The 21,242-nt window shown below is 69.6% G+C and carries 19 protein-coding genes and 1 pseudogene; 15 read left to right on the top strand and 5 right to left on the bottom strand.

The features are described from left to right. From ASE20_RS25585 to ASE20_RS13330, 6 genes and pseudogenes are all read left to right on the top strand, one after another. Nucleotides 1-1,213 (top strand): molybdopterin dinucleotide binding domain-containing protein (locus ASE20_RS25585; protein ID WP_235538817.1); only part of this gene is annotated, 1,213 nt, incomplete at its 5' end. 45 nt (nt 1,214-1,258) lie between these two features. Continuing rightward, nucleotides 1,259-1,657, top strand: a pseudogene (locus ASE20_RS25580) (GMC family oxidoreductase N-terminal domain-containing protein); the annotation flags it as partial. 1 nt (nt 1,658) lies between these two features. Then, a partial coding sequence (locus tag ASE20_RS13345) for a GMC oxidoreductase (RefSeq protein WP_414858375.1) occupies nt 1,659-2,950 on the top strand: 1,292 nt, incomplete at its 5' end. 146 nt (nt 2,951-3,096) lie between these two features. Further along, nucleotides 3,097-4,539 (top strand): aldehyde dehydrogenase family protein, encoded by a 1,443-nt coding sequence (locus ASE20_RS13340; protein ID WP_056895199.1) that lies wholly within the window; start codon nt 3,097-3,099, stop codon nt 4,537-4,539. 31 nt (nt 4,540-4,570) lie between these two features. Then, the gene (locus ASE20_RS13335; protein ID WP_200952790.1) at nt 4,571-5,683 is read left to right on the top strand and encodes a zinc-binding dehydrogenase; all 1,113 of its coding nucleotides are present in this window, start codon (nt 4,571-4,573) and stop codon (nt 5,681-5,683) included. Nucleotides 5,684-5,763: 80 nt separating this feature from the next. Further along, nucleotides 5,764-6,795 carry an LLM class F420-dependent oxidoreductase gene (locus ASE20_RS13330; protein WP_225869113.1) on the top strand — a complete coding sequence of 344 codons (1,032 nt, stop codon included), beginning with the start codon at nt 5,764-5,766 and terminating at the stop codon, nt 6,793-6,795. Nucleotides 6,796-7,005: 210 nt separating this feature from the next. Here ASE20_RS13330 and ASE20_RS13325 read toward each other — a convergent pair whose 3' ends face one another. The 4 genes from ASE20_RS13325 to ASE20_RS13310 form a co-directional block, all read right to left on the bottom strand. After that, nucleotides 7,006-7,557, bottom strand: a complete 552-nt coding sequence (locus tag ASE20_RS13325; RefSeq protein WP_056895005.1) for a TetR/AcrR family transcriptional regulator — start codon at nt 7,555-7,557, stop codon at nt 7,006-7,008. 101 nt (nt 7,558-7,658) lie between these two features. Next, entirely contained in the window at nt 7,659-8,651 is a 993-nt protein-coding gene (locus ASE20_RS13320; protein WP_056895004.1) for a PDR/VanB family oxidoreductase, read from the bottom strand. A gap of 111 nt (nt 8,652-8,762) precedes the next feature. Beyond that, nucleotides 8,763-9,947 carry an aromatic ring-hydroxylating oxygenase subunit alpha gene (locus ASE20_RS13315; RefSeq protein ID WP_056895003.1) on the bottom strand — a complete coding sequence of 395 codons (1,185 nt, stop codon included), beginning with the start codon at nt 9,945-9,947 and terminating at the stop codon, nt 8,763-8,765. A gap of 1,643 nt (nt 9,948-11,590) precedes the next feature. Then, nucleotides 11,591-12,301, bottom strand: a complete 711-nt coding sequence (locus tag ASE20_RS13310) for a PAS and ANTAR domain-containing protein (RefSeq protein WP_082612365.1) — start codon at nt 12,299-12,301, stop codon at nt 11,591-11,593. Between the two features lie 107 nt (nt 12,302-12,408). Here ASE20_RS13310 and ASE20_RS13305 point away from each other — a divergent pair, with 107 nt between their 5' ends. The 6 genes from ASE20_RS13305 (at nt 12,409) to ASE20_RS13280 (ending at nt 17,516) form a co-directional block, all read left to right on the top strand. After that, a complete protein-coding gene (locus tag ASE20_RS13305) occupies nt 12,409-13,548 on the top strand; it encodes a glutamate--cysteine ligase (RefSeq protein ID WP_162261015.1) in 1,140 nt (379 codons plus the stop codon). A gap of 136 nt (nt 13,549-13,684) precedes the next feature. Further along, a complete protein-coding gene (locus ASE20_RS13300) occupies nt 13,685-14,830 on the top strand; it encodes a tetratricopeptide repeat protein (RefSeq protein ID WP_157538521.1) in 1,146 nt (381 codons plus the stop codon). A gap of 71 nt (nt 14,831-14,901) precedes the next feature. Next, the gene (locus ASE20_RS13295) at nt 14,902-15,840 is read left to right on the top strand and encodes an AraC family transcriptional regulator (RefSeq protein WP_056894999.1); all 939 of its coding nucleotides are present in this window, start codon (nt 14,902-14,904) and stop codon (nt 15,838-15,840) included. 93 nt (nt 15,841-15,933) lie between these two features. After that, a complete protein-coding gene (locus tag ASE20_RS13290; RefSeq protein ID WP_056894998.1) occupies nt 15,934-16,152 on the top strand; it encodes a hypothetical protein in 219 nt (72 codons plus the stop codon). A 71-nt stretch (nt 16,153-16,223) separates the two neighbouring features. Beyond that, nucleotides 16,224-16,715 (top strand): hypothetical protein, encoded by a 492-nt coding sequence (locus ASE20_RS13285; RefSeq protein ID WP_056894997.1) that lies wholly within the window; start codon nt 16,224-16,226, stop codon nt 16,713-16,715. 9 nt (nt 16,716-16,724) lie between these two features. Beyond that, a complete protein-coding gene (locus tag ASE20_RS13280) occupies nt 16,725-17,516 on the top strand; it encodes an endonuclease/exonuclease/phosphatase family protein (RefSeq protein ID WP_056894996.1) in 792 nt (263 codons plus the stop codon). Here the strand turns inward: ASE20_RS13280 and ASE20_RS13275 are convergent. After that, the gene (locus tag ASE20_RS13275; protein ID WP_056894995.1) at nt 17,464-18,096 is read right to left on the bottom strand and encodes a TetR family transcriptional regulator; all 633 of its coding nucleotides are present in this window, start codon (nt 18,094-18,096) and stop codon (nt 17,464-17,466) included. The genes ASE20_RS13280 and ASE20_RS13275 overlap by 53 nt on opposite strands. A 98-nt stretch (nt 18,097-18,194) precedes the next feature. Between ASE20_RS13275 and ASE20_RS13270 the strand changes: the two genes are divergently transcribed. Genes ASE20_RS13270 through ASE20_RS13260 form a run of 3 tightly spaced genes read left to right on the top strand, consistent with a single transcriptional unit; the run spans nt 18,195 to nt 21,211 of the window. Next, entirely contained in the window at nt 18,195-18,950 is a 756-nt protein-coding gene (locus tag ASE20_RS13270; protein ID WP_056894994.1) for an SDR family oxidoreductase, read from the top strand. After that, nucleotides 18,947-19,969 (top strand): phosphotransferase family protein, encoded by a 1,023-nt coding sequence (locus tag ASE20_RS13265; protein ID WP_056894993.1) that lies wholly within the window; start codon nt 18,947-18,949, stop codon nt 19,967-19,969. The genes ASE20_RS13270 and ASE20_RS13265 overlap by 4 nt, the downstream gene beginning before the upstream one ends. Before the next feature lie 3 nt (nt 19,970-19,972). After that, entirely contained in the window at nt 19,973-21,211 is a 1,239-nt protein-coding gene (locus ASE20_RS13260) for an acyl-CoA dehydrogenase family protein (RefSeq protein WP_056894992.1), read from the top strand. The last annotated feature ends 31 nt before the right edge of the window (nt 21,212-21,242 follow it).

The raw sequence follows: 21,242 nt of genomic DNA, 5'->3' as shown, positions 1-21,242 counted from the left end.
GATGGGTCCGCCCTCCCTTCCGCAAGGCCGCAACCCGGAGCGTTCCTTCATCCCGGTCGCCCGCATCTCGGACATGCTCCTCCACCCCGGTGAGGTCATCGACTTCAACGGCCAGCAGATCACGCTGCCCAGGATCGACCTCGTCTACTGGGTCGGTGGCAATCCCTTCCATCACCACCAGGATCTCGCCAAGCTCCGGGGGGCGTTCAAGCGACCGTCCACCGTCGTGGTGCACGAACAGTTCTGGACGAGCACCGCGCGCCACGCCGACATCGTCCTTCCGGCCACGATGAGCATCGAGCGGGACGACTACGGCTCGGGGCGCAACGACCCGTTCTTCTTCCCGATGCCGGCATTGACCGAGCCCGCTGGTGAGGCCCGGGACGACTACGCCATCTTCGCCGGTCTCGAAGGGCGCCTGGAGATCGACGACTGCTTCAGTGAGGGCCGGACCACGAGGCAATGGCTCCACCACCTGTACGACGGCTGGGCCGAACGCATGGCGGTCGGCGGCCACCCGGTTCCCGGCTTCGAGGAGTTCTGGACCTCGGACCACCTGGAGATCCCTGTCGAGGACCCTCGGCAGATCCTCCACTCCGCTTTCCGTGCCGACCCCGTCAGCAACCCGCTGGCGACGCCCTCGGGCCTCATTGAGATCTTCTCCGCCACCATCGACGCCTTCGGGTACGACGACTGCCCGGGGCATCCGGTCTGGCTGGAACCGCGGGAATGGCTCGGCACCCATGACCCAGCTCATCCCCTGCACCTGATCTCGAACCAGCCGAAGACGCGGCTGCACAGTCAGCTGGACGTTGGGCAGACCAGCCAGCAGAGCAAGGTCAACGGCCGCGAGCCCGCGCGCATGAATCCGGCCGATGCGGAGGCCCGCGGCCTGCGGACCGGGGACACCATCCTGCTCCGCAACGACCGCGGCACCTGCCTCGCGGGCCTCGTGGTCTCCGAGGAAATCCGTCCCGGCATCGTCCAACTCGCCACCGGGGCGTGGTACGACCCCGATCCCGACGACCCGTCGTTCTGCCGCCACGGGAACCCCAACGTCCTGACGGCCGACCTGCCTTCGTCGCTGCTCTCCCAGGGCACGACCGCGCAGCACACGCTCATCGAGGTCGAGCGATGGGACGGCCCACTGCCTGCGCTCACCGTCGATCGGCCGCCTGCGCTGCTCCCACGGCACTCGGTCTCGGGTACCTGACCAACGGATGACCGCCACGTTCGGGAGGTTCACTATGGAGCTGGAATGCGGGTTCGGGCCAGAGTGGGCCCACGCCGCGGGCAGCGGTCGTGCCGCCAGCGCCAAGGGCGCACCGTTCCCGACCCGGAGAGGGCTTCGATGAAGCACGACAACTACGACTACATCATCGTCGGGGGCGGGTCCGCCGGCTGCGTGCTGGCGAACAGGCTCACGGCCGACGGGAACAATCGGGTCCTCGTCCTCGAGGCGGGCCACCGATACTCACGCTACGACTTCCCGGTCCGCGTCCCGGCCGCCTTCCTGTTCGTGATGGGCAACCGGTTCTACGACTGGTGCTACGAGTCCGAGCCCGAGCCCGGTCTTGGGAACCGTAGGATCGCCCACTACCGGGGCAAGCTCATGGGCGGCTGCAGCTGCATCAACGGCATGTTCTTCCAGCGCGCGNCCCTGCCGTACTTCAAGAAGATCGAGCGGTTCGCCGGAACCGACCCGACGGGGATCTACCGCGGCCGATCCGGCCCGATCCCGGTGCATCGCCACACCGTCGAGAACCCGTTGTTCGACGCCCTGTTCGAGGCCGCGGCGCAGGCCGGACACGAGATCGTCGATGACGTGAACGGCTACCGCCAGGAGGGCTTCGCGCCCTTCGACTCCAACATCGAGAATGGCGAGCGGTACGACGCCGCGCGCACCTACATCGATCCCATCCGGGACCGTCCCAATCTCGATGTCGTGACGGGTGCCCTCGTCACGCGGGTGGTCTTCGACGGGACGCGGGCGATCGGCGTCGAGCTCGCCTCACGTCGGGACGGGCGCCGGGTCGTCAACGGTGCCGAGGTCATCCTCTGCGGCGGCGCCTTCAACTCACCGCAGCTCCTCCAGCTCTCCGGCGTCGGAAACGCCGGCGAGCTCCGAACGCTCGGCATCGACGTCGTCCACGACCTGCCGGGTGTGGGGGAGAACATGCAGGACCACCTCGAGGCGTTCGTCATGTACGCCTGTACCCAGCCCGTGTCGATGGCGGGCATCCTCCGCAAGCGAACCTACCCGGGCACGGGACTCAAGTGGCTGACCCGCCGCACGGGCCCGGCAGCCACCAATCACTTCGAGGCGGGCGGCTTCGTCCGTTCCCACCCCGACGCGCCGATGCCGAACCAGATGCTGACGATGCTCCCCCTGGGCGTCCGCAACGACGGCACGCCCGCGCCGACTCCCCACTCGTACCAGATCAATCTGGGTCCCCAGCAGCCCGAGTCCAAGGGACACGTGAAGCTGCGTACGAACGACCCGTCCAAGGCGCCGGCCCTCACGTTCAACTACCTGTCGACCGAACGCGACCGTCGCGACTGGGTCGAGGGCGTCCGCATCACCCGCGAGCTGCTGAACCAGCCGGCCTTCGCCAAGTACAACGGCGGCGAGCTCTCCCCGGGACCTGCGGCGGCGACCGACAAGGAGATCCTCGACTGGGTGGCCCGCGATGCTGAGACCACCTACCACCCCTGCGGCACCTGCAAGATGGGCACCGACGACGACGCCGTCGTGGACCCGGAGACCATGCGGGTCCGTGGTGTCGAGGGACTGCGGGTCGTGGACGCGTCGGTGATGCCGACGATCCCGAACGCCAACCTCTACGCGCCCGTCATGATGATCGCGGAGCGAGCGGCTGACCTGATCCTCGGCAACGAGCCACTGGCGCCCGAGCATGCCGACTTCTACCGACACGTGCCGGTGAGCTGAGCAGTCTTTGGCGATCCACCAACGCCTGAGCCGCTCGTCTGCGCCGGCTCCAATGCCGAAGTCGCGCTCGTCGCCCAGACTGGGAGACCTGGCACGACTTCGTCCCTGCCCCGAAGCCGTCGATTCACACACGAATGGAGATCAGCATGACCACCGTTGTCGAGAGTGGACAGACCGCATCCAGCTGGCTGGCCGGTGCCGGGGACACGGACGTGTCGGTGGTGATCAACCCCGTGACCGAGAAGCCCATCGCGACCTACCGCAACGCATCCGTTGCAGACGTCGACGAGGCCGTCCAGCGCGCCGTGGCCGCCAAGCGTGCGTGGGGGAACACCCCGCCCGTCGAGCGGGCGGAGCTGCTGCTGAAGATCGCGGACGCGGTCGAGGCGGAGGCCGAGGAGTTCGCGCTCCTCGAGTGCGAGAACGTCGGCAAGCCCATCACGCACGCGCGTGACGAGATGCCTTGGGCCTGGGACGTGATCCGGTTCAGCGCAGGCGCGGCTCGGCTCTCGCACGCCCCTGCGGCCGGAGAGTACGCGAACGGCAGTACCTCCTGGCTGCGACGCGAGCCGCTCGGTGTCATCGGACTGATCACTCCGTGGAACTACCCCCTGCTCATGGCGGCCTGGAAGCTGGCGCCGGCGATCGCCGCCGGCAACACCGTGGTCATCAAGCCCTCGGAGCTCACCCCGCAGACCACGATCAAGCTCGTCGAGCTGATGAACCGGTTCCTGCCCGACGGCGTGGTCAACCTGGTGCTGGGCGACAGCCGCGCCGGGCGCGCGATCGTCGAGCACCCCGCGATCCGCATGGTGGCCCTGACCGGTGACGTGTCGACCGGCAAGACCGTCGCCGCGCTGGCAGCTGCCACGCTCAAGCACACCAGCCTCGAGCTCGGGGGCAAGGCGCCGATCGTGGTCTTTGCCGACAGCCCCGTCGCCCAGACCGCCCGTGACCTGGTCGAGTTCGGCTTCGCCAACAGCGGCCAGGACTGCACCGCGGCCTGTCGCATCATCGTCGAGGACGCGGCGTACGACGAGTTCGTCGAGGCCTACTGCGCCGAGGTCGCCAAGATCAAGGTCGGTGACGCCGATGACCCGGCGACCACCATGGGACCGGTGATCTCGGAGCGCCAGCTCGAGCGGATCGAGGGCTTCGTCGAGCGGGCACGCGGCTACGGCGCCGTCATCCGCACGGGCGGCGAACGCCTCCCGCGAGCAGGGTGGTACTACGCGCCGACCGTGGTCACCGACATCGACCAGAGCTCGGAGATCATCCAGCGGGAGGTGTTCGGTCCCGTCGTCACCATCCAGCGCGGCCGTGACGACGACGAGATGCTGGAGATGGCGAACGGCGTCGACTACGGCCTCTCGGCCAGCGTGTGGACCACCAACCTCGCCCGGACGCTGCGCTTCACGCGCGAGCTCGACTTCGGCACCGTGTGGGTGAACCAGCAGATCTTCACCGCCTCCGAGATGCCCTTCGGCGGGTTCCGCGACTCCGGCTACGGCAAGGAGCTCTCCGGCCACGGCCTCGACGAGTACTCGCAGTTCAAGCACGTCATGGTCAAGCCCGAGCTCGCGCCCTAGTCGTCCCGGATCGCAGAACACAGGAGATCTCGTGCAGACCCAAGCAGCCGTTCCCACGCTCATGCGCGCGGTGGTGCTCACCGGGCACGGTGGCATCGACCGACTGGTGCGCCGTGACGACGTACCCACCCCGACGCCCGGCCCCGGCGAGGTGCTGGTCCGCGTCGGGGCCTGCGGGCTCAACAACACCGACATCAACACGAGGACCGGTTGGTACGACCGCAAGGTCGAGTCCAGCGTGACCGAGGAGCTCGGTCTGCACGGTCGCGACGACGACGCGGCGTCGTCGTGGAACAAGGCCACAGTCGCCTTTCCGCGGATCCAGGGCGCCGCGGTCGCCGGGCACGTCGCCGCGGTCGGTCCCCGCGTCGCGCCGGAGCGCGTCGGGGAGCGGGTCCTCGTTGACCCGTGCGTCCGTGACCCGCGGCTCCCGCTGCGTGCCCAGCTCGTGGAGTACCTCGGCAGCGAGCGTGATGGCGGCTTCGCCGAGTTCGTCGCCGTGCCCGCGACCAACGCGCACCGCATCACCACGTCGCTGACTGACGCCGAGCTCGCCACCTTCCCCTGCTCCTACGACACGGCCGAGGAGATGCTGGTCCGTGCCGACCTCCGTGAAGGCGAGACGCTCCTCGTCACCGGAGCGGCCGGCGGTGTCGGAACGGCGCTCATCCAGCTGGCGCTGGTCCGCGGCTCCCGGATCGTCGCCGTTGCCAGTGAGTCGAAGCGGGAGCGCCTGCTCGCGCTGGGGGCGCACCTCTTCGTGCCGCGCGACAGTGCCGATCTCCAGGGATCGGTCGAGGCGCTGGTGGGGGAGCAGGCCGTCGACGTGGTCGCCGATGTCGTCGGGGGCCCGCTGTTCGGGCCCATCCTGAAGGTGCTGCGTCGCGGCGGCCGCTACACGACGTCGGGCGCGATTGGGGGCCCGACGACGGCGATGGACCTGCGCGACCTGATCTACAAGGACCTCGAGATGCACGGCATCACCAACCCGACGGCGGACACCTTCGGTCGCCTCGCGGAGTTGATCGAGGGGGGTCGACTCAAGCCCATGCTCGAAGCGTCGTATCCGCTGGCCGAGCTCAGCGCGGCACAGGAGCAGCTGCTCAAGCGCACCCACGTCGGAAAGCTTGTCGTGGTCCCGTGACCTGACGAGCCGAGCCGGCGTCCTCGACGGCCGCGCTCGAGCAGCCCCGCCAACCGAGGAGAACCCCAGTGCGTCTAGGCATGATTCTCAGTCATACCGACGACTTCGAAGAGACCGCAGACCTGCTTCAGGATTATGAGAAGGCAGGCCTCCAGCTCGCCGCGGTCGGGGAGTCCTACTCGTTCGACGCGGTGAGCCGGCTCGGCTTCCTCGCTGCGCGCACGAAGACGGTCGAGATCGCCTCGGCCATCCTGCAGGTCTATTCCCGTACTCCTGCGCTGCTGGCGATGACCGCCGCAGGGCTGGACCACGTTTCGAACGGCCGCTTCACGCTCGGCATCGGCGCGTCCGGGCCGCAGGTCGTCGAGGGCTTCCACGGCGTTCCGTACGACGCTCCACTGGGACGCAGCCGGGAGGTGGTCGAGGTCTGCCGGAAGGTGTGGCGCCGCGAGCCACTGGAGCATGAGGGCAAGCACTACCGGATTCCCCTTCCGCCTGAGCAGGGCACGGGGCTCGGCAAGCCGCTGAAGCTCATCAACCATCCCGTGCGGGAACGGATCCCGATCTCGATCGCGGCCCTGGGGCCAGCCAATGTCGCCCTGGTCGCCGAGTTGGCGGAATCGTGGCAGCCCCTGTTCTTCCATCCCCAGCATGCCGGCACCGCTTGGGGGGAGGCGCTCGACAAGGGCTTCGCGAAACGCGATCCCGAGCTCGGGCCCCTCGACATCATGCTGCAGCTGTCGTTCGCCGTCGCCGAGCCGACCGAGGAGGTGCTACGCCCGATTCGTGAGCAGCTGGCCCTGTACATCGGCGGCATGGGTGCACGGGACAAGAACTTCTACAACCAGCTCGCACGGCGCTACGGCTACGACTCGGAGGCCACCGAGATCCAGGAGCTCTACCTGGCCGGGCGCAAGCAGGACGCCGCCAAGGCGGTCCCCGACGACCTGGTGCGCGCGGTCTCGCTGGTCGGCACGGAGGAGGACATCGCTGATCAGGTGAAGGAGTTCGCCGCGGCCGGGGTCACAACTCTCCTGCTCAAGCCGCTCGCCGTGGACCCCAGTCGGAGGGTCAGTGACGTGGCGACGCTGTCGACGATCCTTCGGCGGTGAGGTCTCGGAGACAGCCGTGGCCGAGACCGGTACGGATCGTGCCGTCGGAGACGAGGACGAGTTCGCCTGCCCGGCCAATCGACACCAGAGCGCGGCTTTGCTCGGAGAGTCTGGATGCGGGACCTCGGCGACGCACATCGTCTGGATTCGAGCCAGGTCAGGAAGGACGCCACGGCCGTTCGCAGCACCTGAACACCCAGGGTTGGCGGGTCAGCCCCGGAGAATCCGATCGAAGATGGGTTTCACTGATGGCAACGTCAGCGGCTCTCCGCTGACGAGTGAACGCACCACCAGTCCGTCGAGGGCCATCGAGAGCGCCTGGGCCGTGACGGAGTCGGTATGGCGCGCGACCGCTCGCGGAAGTGTCTCGTCCCACATGAGGCTCAGCTGTCGCAGGGCCGGCCGCCGGAGTGCCGCGATGTACAACTCGTACTCGACGACAGCTTGGGCGCGAGCCTCACCGGTCGTCCGTACGGCGAAATCACCCAGTGCCGATGCGAGGTCGGTTGTCGGGGCGAGGGAGGCCTCCCATTCCGCCACGCTCACGTCCCAACGTCGCTTGGCGTGCTCGACTGCTGCGAGCAGAAGGTCGTCCCGCGAACTGAAATGGTAGGTCGTCGAACCCAGGGGGACGCCCGCTGACGCGGCGACAGCGCGGTGGGTGAGCTTGTCGACGCCGTGCCTGGCAACGATGTCGACCGCGGCTGCGGCGATCCGGTCACGGCGCTCGGGGTCGGCAACACCTTTGGGCATGTGGGCCATCTTGGGTCATCGCCCTGTCATTGCCTAACAGGCGGTGAGCACCCAGTACCCACAGGGCAACGCGACGCGTCACGCGCGTTGGTCACGTCCGTTGGGGCGTTCTAGAGGTCCAGGACGAGGCGTTCGCTTCGTGCCCTGGACACACAGATCATCATGCAGTCGTTCCTCTTCCGCTCGTCTTCGTCCAGGACCGAGTCGCGGTGGTCGGGGATCCCCTCGAGCACCGCGACTTCGCAGGTGCCGCAGACACCCTCTCGGCACGACGACTCGACGTTCACCCCGGCGGCGCGTACGGCATCGAGGATGCTGTGATCCGAAGGAACGCTGACCTGGCGGTTGCTGCGTGCGAGCACGACTTGGAATTCCTCGGCGCCCCCGGAGTCCCACGCGATCCTCGGGGAGAACCGCTCCAGGCGGAGTGCTCCCGGCGGCCAGTTGACGGCGTGGGCCTCGACGGCGGCCAAGAGGGGCTCTGGGCCACAGCAGTAGATCAGCGTGTCGTCGCGGGGGTGCCCCAGAATGACGGCGAGGTCCAGAATGCCGGTTTCGTCCTCGGGCGAGTACCTGACCTTGTCGCCGTAGCGTTGCAACTGCTCGACGAACGCCATGGAGCCTCTGGTTCTGCCTCCGTATTCCAATAACCAATGAGCGCCGGCTTCCTCAGCGTGGGCGAGCATGGGCAGCAGAGGGGTGATTCCGATTCCCCCTGCCACGAAGATGTAGCGCGAGGCCTCCAGCAGTGGAAAGTGGTTGCGCGGACCGCGAAGGTGGACCGTGTCGCCGACGTCGAGAACCTCATGGATGTGCCAGGAAGTTCCTCCGCCGCCCGGATCGAGAAGGACCCCAATCCGGTAGGTGTCGCGGTCCGACGGATCGCCGCAGAGTGAGTACTGGCGGGTCGGCAGATCCGGGATGTCCAGGTCGACGTGACTGCCAGGCGTCCACGAAGGGAGTCGTGCGCCGCTCACGGCGCTCAACGTGAGGACGGCCACGCCGGTCGCGGCACGCGTCTTTCCCACCACGACGACGTCGCCGTCGAAGGCTGGTCCGGCCATCGAGATCAGCGGACCTCGGATGGTTGTCTGTGTGTTCATTGCCCCTCTACCTGCGGATGAGAGCGGTGGTGCCGAAGTCGTCCGTCGCGGTAGCGCGAGCCAGCAAGGAACACTACGGGCGGGTTGATCGGCGCCGATGGGCTGTGGTGCTCAGGGAAGGGGCGCGATCTCATCGGCGAGGTCCGGGAACTTGGAGATCATCTGCTGCTCGTACCACCGGTAGAAACCAGCGTTGTACCCCTGGTACCTGCGGTTCAGTGGACCCGACCGGTAGACCGGGTTGGCCATCCCTCGATGAACGCTCTCGCACAGGTCTCGGTCCTGCAGCATGGTGGTGTTCCAGAACTCCTTGACCGTTTCTTCGTCGTAGTCTTCGCCAGCGACTGCGTCCTGGTGGACGAACCAGTACTGGCGCAGTTCGGTGGCGCCCGGCGCGATCGGGACAGGAACGAAAAGCCAGGCGTGGTCCTCGGCGGCGACCAATGCAATCCCGGGTTCCCAATGGATCGCGCGGCACTGGGCCGCAGGTTGTCCGTCCAGCCGCTGCAGCGCCTTCTTGCTGACGCTCTTGTTCCCGAAGGAGACCTGCGGCACGGGGAAGGGAAAGGTGAAGACATCGAGCCCGGCGGCTCGCTCGGCGGCGAAGCTGTCAAAGCTCTCCTCGTCGTCAATGAACTGCCAATCCAGGAGTTCGGACAGTTCGGGGTGACTGACGGCGCAGTGGTAGCACTCCATGTTGTTGTCGACCACGATCTTCCAGTTCGCCGCAATCGCATGGGAGGAGGTCGCGGCCAGCTTCATCGAGCTCAGGTCGTATCCACCTGCATCCGCTCCCCGGAGCCTCTCGGCGAGTGAGGGAGGCGGCGTGTCGGCGAAGCAGACGAAGATGATCCCGTTCCACGATTCGACGTGCGCCGCGCGCAAGCCGTAGGAGCCGCTGTCGAAGTCGGCATGCATGTGACGAGAGTTCAGCAGCGCGCCGTCGGAGACATCGAAGGTCCACTGGTGGTAGGGACACACGACATTCCTGCTTCGGGAGTCGCCGCTCGGGCCATCGCACAACTGAGCCCCCCGGTGGGGGCACACGTTGTGGTACGCGCGGAGGGCGCCGTCCTTGGCGCGTCGGACGACGACCTCGGCATCGCCCACGCGAAAGGTGATGTACCCGTACTTGCCGTGCTTGTCGAGTTCGTCGACGTGGCCGGCGACAAGCCAGTTCGAGTGGAAGATCGCGGCGAGGTCACGTTCGAACCACTCTTCGCCGCGAAAGAGACGGGCAGGCGGCCCTGTGTACTCGTCGGCTGGCGAGCGGCGCGCGCGGGCTTCTACTGACATGGGAATCTCCCTGTTCGGGTCGCGCCGGCGGAGTGCGGCGGCATCGAATGTACATTTGTACATTCGATGCTATGGCGCCGCTCGATGTCGGTCAAGAGGCCCATGTGGACGGGCGGTGCTCGATCTCCTCGCCGCGCTGCTCGAGTCCTCCCGGCTCGACGGTCATCCGCGGTGCGCACCGTGCCCTGCGGCAGATCGGTCTCGGAGGAAGTCGCGTCGGCGCCGGACCTTCAGTTGCGCTTGGAACTCGACGGGCGACCCGGGGCAGCGTGTGCGCACCCCACTTGACGTCGGTTGGGCCCGAGCGCCTTAAGCGACCATCACCGACCCAGATCGAGTTACAGACCGAGGGCCCACCCGGTTCTGCTACGCCAAGCGCGTCTACTTCAAGGATCTCTCCGGTCGGATCTCTGACGCTGCGGTCATCGCAGTTATTCTCGGGGAGACAGGACGCCGCATCATGAGCGCATTCCCGGTGGATCTCGACACCATCTACTACTGCAAGGGCACCCGACTGTTTGACCGACGTCCGCTCCAGCGTGACGAGCCGCTTGCCAAGCGTTGAAGCGGTTTGGGAACGCACGTTCCTGCAGGTGATTGCCGAGTGGGCAGCACCGGTAGTCGACCCCGACGATGGCGACACGTTGCGTTTCATCATGGGGGGAAGGTCATCGCTATCGAGTTCGGCACCCGAGAATGGTTCGACCTCGTCGCCGATCTATACGTTCGCTCGATTCGCGCTGGCGAACTGGAGCTCGACAATGTCGAGTTGCGCGACGACCTTTGGGCCGACGAGTTGTACCACCTCTTCTTCAGCGGTGCTCCTTGCATTGCGATTCGCAACGGCGAACTCGTAGCGCTCACTGAGAAATACGGTCCTGCATGGGCGCCCCCGAAACCGTGGTCTCGTAATCGCAGCGAGACGGGGTACTGGTCGGCCGATCTGGACTAGCCCGATCGGGCGTGCTGCACGGATAGGTGACAGCTTGAGGTGACCTACTGTGTCCGCCTTGGAGGTCGCCCAGGAGCGTCGTTGGTGGTGGCGGGTGCCCGGCTCATTCTCGGCTCAATTGACCCTCGGTGAGGCGAAGCTGCGGCTCACCGCGACCGGCTCCGACTGGGGACGACGGGTCGGCGGGAGGGGCTCTGACCTGCTACTTTGGCGACACGAAGGTGTCGGCCGTAGGCGTGCCAAGTCGGCACCAGTGACCCCGCCAGAGCCCTACGGATCAGAAGGTTTGGGGTTCGAATCCCTACAGGCGCGCAGGACTCCTCGCAGGTCAGGCCCGGGAACCCGGGCCTGACCTGCTGTCATTTTCGGACCCGCGTGGCAACGCAGAGCGCTTCCCGCCTTCTCCTCGGGGCCTGCGGCGGAGTTTCCTTGCAGCTCAGGAACCAGGGGCCTCGCGATCCCGCTCTGCAACACGACGGCCCGCCCAACACCTCGGGTCAGGCTCCGATCCGGGTGCTCGGCGGACGGTCGGGTACGGCTCGGGGACGGCGGAGTGGGGCTGCAGACTCGGTTCCGCTGAGGTCTTCGGGGTCGAGAGAACTGCCCCGAAGACCGCCCGACCAGCCGAGGAGGTCCGGGGCCGAGCATGTTCGCGGCGCGCGTCGGCAGGAGGAGCTGGCCCCTGCGGCAGTCAGTAGTGCGGGGCGTCGTGGAGCAGCCTGTCGACGGCGGTGCGGAGGCTCTGATGGCTGAGCTGGCCCGAGGTGGAGATCTCGGTGACGTGTGCAGCGATGTCGCGGAGCTTCACGTTCCTGTTCCGGGACCACCAGCGCAGCATCGCGAACGCCTGCTCCGCGTCGAGGCCATAGGCCATCATCAGGCAGCCTTTGGCCTGCTCGATGGTCGCGCGATGCTCGGCCGAGGCGGCGACCGCGCCACGGGCTTCCTCACTCGTGGCCCGTGCGAAGTCGTGGGTGAGGTCGACGTAGTAGCCATCGAGCTGGGTGACCGGAACCTCCGTGGTGGTGTCGCAGACGCCGCCTTCGCACACCAGGACGACGCGTCGTTCGCGGCCGTCGGCGGCATGGAGGCGGTAACAGACGCTGAACGGCTCACCGGTGAGGGTCGCCTGGGTCAGCACGCGTTCGACGCGATCGCGGTCCTCGGGGTGTTTGCAGTCCAGCACGTACGCCGTTGTCGGTTCGACGGCGCCCGGTTCCACTCCGTGGATGCGGAAGACCTCGTCGTCCCACTTCCATCTCTCCGTGGTCACGTCGTAGGCGAAGCGACCGACCCGTGGCGTGTCTGGCTGCTCGGCCACTCTCCCCCCTACTGCTCGCCCAACGCTGCATCGGCGGCTCCGGGAGCAACACTGCCGTCCTACGCATGAAAGCACTCCCATCACAACAGCGGAAGGGCTGGAGCCCCGGTGCCTTCGTCAAGGCGGAAGCTCCGAAGCGAGTGAGACTCCTGTGGCCCGTCATCCTTCGACGGCAACGACCCCGATGGGTGCCCGCTGTGCGCGAAGATGGCGGCGGAGGGGACGCGATGAGCACACGCCAGTTCGGCATCGAGGAGGAACTGCTCCTGGTTGACGGGTCCGGCGCGCCCGCGCCACGCGCGTCCGACCTGCTCGCCCGCTGCGCTGGTGCCGACGTTCTTGCGGGCACCGTGCTGGAGCAGGAGTTCTTCCAGGCGCAGGTGGAGGTGGTGACGCCTCCGCTCCGCCGACTCGCCGACGGGGAAGCCCACCTGCGATCGGGCCGTGATGCGCTGGCGCGTGCGGGAGCCCACCTCGACGTCAGCCCGCTGGCGGTGGCGACCCCGGTCCTCGTGGCGTCGCCCGGCCCGCACGTCGCGCAGGATCGGTTCGCGCGCATCGCGAGACACTACGCCGGGCTCGGTGGTGAGTCCCTCATGCGCGCGCTGCACGTGCACGTCGAGGTCGTCGACCGGGGTGAGGGAATCGCGGTGCTGGACCGGGTGCGCCCCTGGTTGCCGTTGCTGGTGGCGCTCAGCGCCAACTCGCCGTTCTGGCACGGGCGCGACATGGGGTTCTCGTCGTGGCGCTCCCAGCTGTGGCGGATGTGGCCGAGCAGCGGACCACACGAGGTGTTCGGCGACGTGGCCGAGTACGACGCCCTCATCCTGCGGCTCCTGCGCGACCAGGCCATCTTGGATGTGGGCCTGCTCAACCTCGAGGTGAGGCTGTCGGCGCGGTATCCGACCGTGGAATTCCGCGTCGCTGACGTGTGCACCTCGCTCGAGGACACCTTGGTGGTGGCTGCCTTGGCGCGGGGACTCACCGAGACGGCTGCCCGGGAGGCTCGCGAGGGCGTCGCGCCGGCGCCGTGGCGCGTTGACGGCCTGCGCAGCGCCGGGTGGCGGGCCGGACGCTTCGGTGTGAGCGATCGTCTCGTCGACCCCCGCAGCGGCCTGCCGGTGGCGGCCGCGGCCGCGTTCGCGACCCTGCTCGACCACGTGGGGGACGCGCTCGATGACGCAGGCGACCTCGCCCGCGTCACCACGGGGGTGGAGCGGATCGTCCGAGATGGCGGCGGTGCCGGTCGCCAACGCCGCGCTGCCGGTGCCGATGGTGACCTCAACGCAGTCGTCGACGACCTCCGAGTGCGCAAGCTCGAAGGCTGATGACCGCCGCGAAGAAACCGCGACCATCCTGCGAGGGTGAGGCGTGATCGTCCTCGCGACGGCCGGTCATACTGGGTCACGGCCTCACCCTCGTCCTGCTGCTCCCGCCCCACGTCTCCACCCGTCAAGGACCGACATGGCATCGACTCCCTCCGCTGCTGAAGAGGTGCGTCTCGGCCTGGGGTACGCCGAGCTCGCGCTGCTCAACGGCGAGGCGGTCGACGCCACGGCCCAGGCCAGCACCCACCTTGCTCGCGCGGAGGAGCTCGGCGCGGCGGACCTGGTGGCGCGGGGCAACCTGGTGCTGGCCCGCTGCCTGGAGGCGACCGGTCGGCTGGACGAGGCGATCCCCCGGTTCGAGGCGGCCCTCGCAGAGGCGAGTGGCACGGCGTCGCTCGTGGTCGCGACGGCCCTGTCCCGGTGCCACCGCACGGTGGGCGACCTGGCGCGTGCGGTCGAGGTGGGGGACCGGATGCGGGAGCGGATCGCCGCGGAGGAGCTGGGGCGCACCGACGAGAGCATCCAGCTGTCGATGACCGTCGTGATGGCCCACGTCGAGCGCGGCGACCTCGACATCGCTGCCCGGCTGTGCGCCGAGGCGGTCGCGGTGGCCGAGTCGACGGGATCGCCGGTGGCGCGTGGATCGGCGTACTGGAACACCAGCGTGGTGCACTCGCAGCGAGGTGAGGTCGAGTCGGCGATCGACCACGCCCAACGGGCGCTCGCGCTGCTGGGAGAGACGGCGGATGCGCGCAACCTGGCCCGGTTGCGCCTCGAGGTCGGGCGCCTCCACCTGCACCTGCCGGAGCCTCGGCCGGAGGAGGCGGTGCATCACGTGGAGCGGGCCCGGACCGAGCTGGCCGGCTCGCAGGCCAGCACCGGGGAGATCGCCCACGCTGACACGGTGCTGTCCGGCGCCGTACTGATGACCGGCGACCCCGAACGGGCGGTTCTTCTCGCCGAGGCGGCCGTCGCGGGAGCATCGCCCGAGGCGCCGCTCGAGGTCGCCGAGGCCCACCTGGCGCACGGACGTGCCCTCGCCGCGCTGGGGGACGAGGGGGCGGCGCGGTCGGCATTCGGCCGGGTCGTCGCGCTGCTCCACGAGGTGGAGCAGAGGAACCGCTTCGTCGCGCAGGACTGGGTCGAGCTCGCCGCGCAGTTCGAGGCGCTCGGCGACCTCCCGGCCGCGGTGCACGCGCTGCGCCAGGCCTGTCTCGCCTCCGGCCTGCAGCCGAGCCCGCACGGGCAGGCCGTCGAACGTGGGGCGCGCCGGGCACCCTGACGGGTCGAGCCCAGCCGTTGCTTCGGCGCCGCCGGTACGCTCGGACCGACGGCGCGGCCGAAGGGGGCGAGATGCTGCTGTTCGAGAGCACCGAGCTCGCTCGCACCGAGGAGTTCCTCAACGCCCACTACGGCCCGATGCGGGTCGGGAGCACGACCGCCCGTCCGAGCGCGCGGATCGCCCGCAGCGCGTCCGCGCAGATCAGCATCGACCGGGTCGACTTCGGGTTCGACCTCTCCTACGACGTGGACCCGCTCGACCGGATCGCGCTGTGCGACATCACGAGTGGCACCCTCGCGGGGCACGCCCCGGACGGGAGCGCGGCGGAGACCTTCGGCCAGGGCGAGCTGTTCTCGCTGTCGCCGGTCGGCCGGCCCTACGGCGGCACGGTCGACCACGCCAGCTACACGGTCACATTGATCGACCCGAGTCTCCTGGGCGACGTGGCCTCCCCGGGCACGGACGAGCCGGTGCGGCTGGTCGGTCACCGGCCCGTCGACGCGGCTGCGGCGCGGCGCCTGCGGGCCGCGATCGACCACCTCGACGAGATGGTGCTGTCCGACCCGGTCGCCTCGAGCAGTCCGCTGGTCCTCGGCGCGGTCAACCGGTACGTCGCCGCGCAGGTCCTCGCCGCGTTCCCCACCACCGCGGCCGTGGACCGGGTGGCCGACAGCCGCGACGCCCACCCGGCGACCCTGCGCCGTGCCCTCGAGCACATCGAGACCCACGCCCACCTCGACCTCACGCCCGCGGAGATCGCCGCCGCTGCGCACGTCAGCATCCGCGCGCTGCAGCTCGCCTTCCGTCGCCACCTCGGGACGACGCCGATGGGCCACCTCCGCACGGTCCGCCTGGCCCGCGTGCGCCGCGACCTCGAGGCGGCGGACCCGGCAGAGGCCAGTGTCGCCCAGGTGGCCGCCCGTTGGGGCTTCAGTCACCAGGGGCACTTCGGTCAGGCCTACCGCTCGGCGTACGGCGAGACGCCCGGCGCCACGCTGCGCCGGTCCTGAGCCCCTGACCTGGGCGCCACCCTGCGCGCACGGGACAGCCACCTCGGCGCTGAGCGGATACCGCGCGGGCGTCGCGCTCCGTAGCGTCGGTATGTGCCCGACAACGCCCCCTCGCCGCAGGACGTCGCTCGACTCCTGGCGCGGCGCAGCGTGCCGGCCGCCGACGCCGGGGTGACCCGCCAGCTGGAGTGCCTCGCGTGCGACCGGTTCACCGACCACGCGCCAGGGCCGGCGACGTACGACCGCGACGGCCACCTCCTGGTCCAGTGGTGGCGCTGCCTCGCGTGTCGGGAGGCCAGCACCGTCGGCTGATTCGGCCGGGTGTGGTCACCGGGTCGGCGGGTACTTCGGGGTTCCCCAACGATCCGGGAGCGTGATTCGTCGTGGACGACGAGGTGTTGACCGGCTACCTGCAGCACCACTGGGCGGGCTCGACGGCAGGCGTCGCCGCCTTCCGGCGCGTGGGACGCAACCTCCCCGACACGCAGGCAGCGGCGGAGATCCGCGACCTCGCGGGCGAGGTCGCGGCCGATCGCGAGGCCCTCCGGGTGATGATGCGTCGGGTCGGGACGAGACCCAGCGTGATCGGTACGACGCTCGCGCGTGCCGGCGAGCTGCTGGGCCGGCTGAAGCCGAACGGGAGCCTGGTGCACCGGACGCCGCTGACCGACGTCGTCGAGCTGGAGACGCTCCGGCTCGCGGTGACGGGCAAGCGGGCCGGCTTCGAGGTGCTCCGGGCCGCCGCGGACGACGACCAGCGCCTGGATCCCTTCGCGCTGGACCGGCTGCTGGCGCGGGCCGACGAGCACCTGCGCACCCTCGAGCGGCTGCACGTCACCGTCTCCCGCGATCGTCTGGTCGGCCACCCCTCCTAGAATCCCCGCGTGCGGATCGTGTCGGTGAACGCCTGGGGCGGAGCCCGGTACGACGACCTCGCGGCGTGGTTGCCGACCACCGGCGCCGACGTGGTCTGCCTGCAGGAGGTGACCCGGACGCCGGACCTCGGCGGCTGGACCCGCTTCGAGGACGAGGCCCGGGTGCTGCCGCAGCGCGCCGACCTGATGGCCGACGTCGAGGCGGCGCTGCCCGCGCACGACGGCTGGTTCACCGTCAGCGACTCCGGCCCGGTGACCGACGACGCGGGTGCGGTGCACCGGCAGCACTTCGGGCTCGGGATGCTCACCGGTCCCACGACCCTCGTGGTCGCGGCGCGGGCGGCGTACGTCCACGGCCGGTACGCCGACCACGGCGACGCCTGGCCCGCCAGCAACCGGCCGCGTGCGGCCCAGGTGGCGCGCTTCGAGCAGGACGGGCGGTTCCTGACGCTCGGGCACCTGCACGGCCTGCGCGACGACACGGGCAAGGGCGACAGCCCCGCCCGGCGCGCCCAGGCGGAGCGGCTGGCCGAGCTGGTCGAGGACGTCCGGGAGCCCGGCGACCTCGTGGTCGTCTGCGGCGACCTCAACCTGCTGCCCGACAGCGAGACCTTCGCGGTGCTGGCGGGGATCGGGCTCACCGACCTCGTCGGGACGGCGGACACGCGGACCAGCAGCTACCCCAAGCCGGTCCGGCACGCGAGCTACCTGCTGGTCTCGGATCCCGCGGCGGTGCGGGACTTCCGGATCATCGCGGAGCCCGAGGTCTCCGACCACCGCGCGCTGCAGGTCGACCTGTAGCCCCGGCCAGCCGGAGGGCCAGGTCGGCGTAGTAGTCCCCGATCTCCTCGGGCGTCCACTCGCCGTCCTCGCGGTACCAGCGGGCGATGTCGATCCCCATCGAGGCGAGCGCGGTCGCGGCCAGGGCGGGGCTGGGGGTGTCGAAGGCACCGGCCTCGACGCCGGCGGCGACGAGGGCCCGCAGCTCGCGGTCGATGCCGGTGCGCAGCTCGTCGATCTCCGCGCGGTGCTCGGCGCTGAGGGCGGCGAGCTCGTAGTTGAGGACCCGGGCCACGGTGTGGTGCTGGACGTGGAACATCGCGAACGCGCGGCCCACGGCGGCGACCTGGCCCACCGGGTCGGTCGCGGAGGCCCGGGCGTCGCGGACGGTGGCGAGCGCCTGCTCGTGGCCCTCGCGCGAGATCAGGAAGAGCAGCTCCTCCTTGGACTTGTGGTGCACGTACATCGCCGCCGGGCTCATCCCCGCGGCGCCGGCGATGTCGCGGGTCGTGGTGCCGTGGAAGCCCTTCTCGGCGAAGGCCGCGACCGCTGCCTCGAGCAGGCGCGCGCGGGTCGCCTCGGCGCGGGACGGTGCGGCCACGGTCGCCTCCTCGGGTGCTTGACGGGATCGGGGTACGGCGGGCACAGTAGACGCTACCAAACTAAGCAAGCGCTTAGTTATTCTACGAGGAGACGCAGATGAGCAGCAGGTTCGAGGGCAGGACCGCGATCGTGACCGGCGCCAGCCGCGGCATCGGCCTGGCCATCGCCCAGCGCCTGGTCGACGACGGGGCCCGGGTCGTCATCACCGGCCGCAAGGAGCTCGCCCTTGCCGAGGCCGTCGCCGAGCTCGGCGGTCCGGACGTCGCTCTCGGCGTGGCCGGCCACGCCGGCGACGCCGACCATCAGGCCGAGGTCGTCGAGCGCGCGATCACGACCTTCGGCAGCGCCGACCTGCTCGTCAACAACACCGGCATCAACCCGGCGTACGGCCCGTTGATGGAGATGGACCTCGACGTCGCCCGCAAGATCGTCGACGTCAACTGCGTCGCCGCGGTCTCGTGGGTGCAGCAGGCCCACCGGCAGTGGATGGGCGAGCACGGCGGCGCCGTCGTCAACGTCGCGTCCGTCGCCGGCCGGCGGCCCGCGCCCGGCATCGCCTTCTACGGCGCCAGCAAGGCCATGTTGATCCACCTCACCGAGGAGCTCGCCGTCGAGCTCGGACCGGACATCCGGGTCAACGCGGTCGCGCCGGCCGTGGTGAAGACGAAGTTCGCCACGGCGCTCTACGAGGGCCGCGAGGAGGAGGTCGCTGCGGCGTACCCGCTCCGGCGGCTCGGGGTGCCCGACGACATCGGCAGCGTCGTCGCCTTCCTGCTCAGCGAGGACGCTGCCTGGATGACCGGGCAGACGCTGGTCGTCGACGGAGGCGTGCTGCTCGGCGGTGGCGTGTGAGCGCTCACCAGCTGCCCGGGCTGGACCTGGACCGCCTGGCGGCCTGGCTTCCGGGCGCCGCACCGGACGCGGGTGCGGAGCTCGGGGCCGAGCTGATCGCCGGCGGCAAGTCCAACCTGACCTACGTCCTGACGGACGGCACTCACGAGTGGATCCTGCGCCGCCCGCCGCTGGGCCACGTGCTCGCGACCGCACACGACATGGGTCGCGAGTTCCGGGTGATGTCGGCGCTCCAGGGCACAGCGGTCCCCGTGCCGCGCACCGACGCCTTCTGCGAGGACACCGACGTGCTGGGCGCGCCGTTCTACCTGATGGAGCGGTGCGCCGGTACGCCGTACCGGGACGCCGCCGAGCTGGTGGAGCTCGGTCCGGAGCGGACCCGCGCCATCTCGGTCGAGCTGGTCGACGTGCTCACCGCGCTGCACCGGATCGACCCGGCCGAGGTCGGGCTCGCCGACTTCGGCCGCCCCGCGGGCTACCTCGGTCGCCAGGTCGCGCGCTGGAAGAAGCAGCTCGAGGCGTCGTACACCCGCGACCTGCCCGCGGCCGATGAGCTGCACGCGCTGCTGGCCGCCGACGTGCCCCCCGAGTCCGCGACCGGGATCGTGCACGGCGACTACCGCCTCGACAACGTGCTGATCGACGCGGACGACCGGGCGACCGCCGTGCTCGACTGGGAGATGGCGACGCTCGGCGACCCGCTCTCGGACCTCGCCCTGATGCTGACCTACCACCGCCTCGGCGCCGGCGCCGCGGGTGCCGTCGTCACCGACGCGGCGCTCGCCCCGGGCTTCCTGGGCGAGGACGAGATCGTCGCGGCGTACGCCGCCGGCAGCGATCGCGACCTGTCCCGCTTCGGCTGGTACCTCGGTCTGGCGGCCTTCAAGCTGGCCGCCATCCTCGAGGGCATCCACTGCCGTCACCTGGCCGGCCAGACGGTCGGCGAGGGCTTCGCCGGGATCGGCGAGGCCATCCATCCCCTGCTCGACGCCGGTCTGAGCGCCATCAAGGAGAACTGAGCCATGGACTTTGCCTTCGACGCACGCACCGAGGGACTGCGGGAGAACCTGCTGGACCTCATGGAGAGCCACGTGCTCCCGGCCGAGCAGGTCTTCCACGAGCAGCTCGGCGAGCTGGACGACCGGTGGGCGTGGGACTCGACGCCGGTGATGAAGGAGCTGCGTGCCGAGGCCCGCAGCCGCGGCCTGTGGAACCTCTTCCTGCCCGGTGAGCACGCCGACGTCGAGGGGGCCGGCCTGACCAACGTGCAGTACGCCGCGCTCGCCGAGATCTCCGGGCGCAGCATCCACCTCGCCCCGGCCATGATGAACTGCGCGGCGCCGGACACCGGCAACATGGAGGTGCTGCACATGTTCGGCACCCCCGAGCAGAAGGCGCAGTGGCTGGAGCCGCTCCTGAACGGTGACATCCGGTCGGCGTTCGCGATGACCGAGCCGGACGTCGCGTCCTCGGACGCGACCAACATCGAGCTGAGCATCGTGCGGGACGGGGACGAGTACGTCCTCAACGGCCGCAAGTGGTGGATCACCGGTGCGATGAACCCGAACTGCCAGATCTTCATCGTGATGGGAAAAACGGACCCGACGGCCGACCGGCACCGCCAGCAGTCGATGGTGCTGGTCCCGCGGGACACCCCCGGTCTGGAGGTGCTGCGCGGCATGGAGGTCTACGGCTACGACGACCACGAGCACGGTGGCCACGCGGAGCTGCGCTTCACCGACGTACGGGTGCCCGTGAGCAACCTGATCGGTGAGGAGGGCGGTGGCTTCGGCGTCGCGCAGGCCCGTCTGGGCCCGGGCCGGATCCACCACTGCATGCGTTCGATCGGCATCGCCGAGCGTGCCATCGAGATGATGTGTGAGCGCTCGCAGGAGCGGGTCGCGTTCGGTCGTCCGATCGCGGACCAGGGCACGGTGCGGACCTGGATCGCGGAGTCGCGGGTCAAGCTCGAGCAGCTGCGACTGCTGGTGCTGAAGACGGCCTGGTTGATGGACACGGTGGGCAACAAGGGCGCGCACACCGAGATCCAGGCGATCAAGATCGCGACTCCCGAGACGGTCCAGTGGATCCTCGACAAGGCGATCCAGGTGCACGGCGCGGGTGGGCTGTCGCAGGACTTCCCGTTGGCCAACATGTACGCCGGCATCCGCACCCTGCGCTTCGCCGACGGCCCGGACGAGGTCCACAAGAACGCGCTCGCCAAGGCCGAGCTCAGCCGGCAGGCCGCCCGCCGCGGGTGACGGCTCGGACCCGCTCATGATGCTGGGACTG

It is taken from the genome of Nocardioides sp. Root240 (genome assembly GCF_001428825.1).
In the GTDB taxonomy this organism is placed as follows: Bacteria; Actinomycetota; Actinomycetes; order Propionibacteriales; family Nocardioidaceae; genus Nocardioides.
Note: the sequence above shows the minus strand (reverse complement) of the source record. Positions and strands in the feature narration are given on the sequence as shown.

Excerpts from the sequence above, each read along its gene's own strand:
- ASE20_RS13340 (WP_056895199.1), top strand. The coding sequence starts at position 3,097 with ATGACCACCGTTGTCGAGAGTGGACAGACCGCATCCAGCTGGCTGGCC.
- ASE20_RS13330 (WP_225869113.1), top strand. The coding sequence starts at position 5,764 with ATGATTCTCAGTCATACCGACGACTTCGAAGAGACCGCAGACCTGCTT.
- ASE20_RS13325 (WP_056895005.1), bottom strand. The coding sequence starts at position 7,557 with ATGGCCCACATGCCCAAAGGTGTTGCCGACCCCGAGCGCCGTGACCGG.
- ASE20_RS13320 (WP_056895004.1), bottom strand. The coding sequence starts at position 8,651 with ATGAACACACAGACAACCATCCGAGGTCCGCTGATCTCGATGGCCGGA.
- ASE20_RS13315 (WP_056895003.1), bottom strand. The coding sequence starts at position 9,947 with ATGTCAGTAGAAGCCCGCGCGCGCCGCTCGCCAGCCGACGAGTACACA.
- ASE20_RS13310 (WP_082612365.1), bottom strand. The coding sequence starts at position 12,301 with ATGGGAGTGCTTTCATGCGTAGGACGGCAGTGTTGCTCCCGGAGCCGC.
- ASE20_RS13300 (WP_157538521.1), top strand. The coding sequence starts at position 13,685 with ATGGCATCGACTCCCTCCGCTGCTGAAGAGGTGCGTCTCGGCCTGGGG.
- ASE20_RS13295 (WP_056894999.1), top strand. The coding sequence starts at position 14,902 with ATGCTGCTGTTCGAGAGCACCGAGCTCGCTCGCACCGAGGAGTTCCTC.
- ASE20_RS13270 (WP_056894994.1), top strand. The coding sequence starts at position 18,195 with ATGAGCAGCAGGTTCGAGGGCAGGACCGCGATCGTGACCGGCGCCAGC.
- ASE20_RS13260 (WP_056894992.1), top strand. The coding sequence starts at position 19,973 with ATGGACTTTGCCTTCGACGCACGCACCGAGGGACTGCGGGAGAACCTG.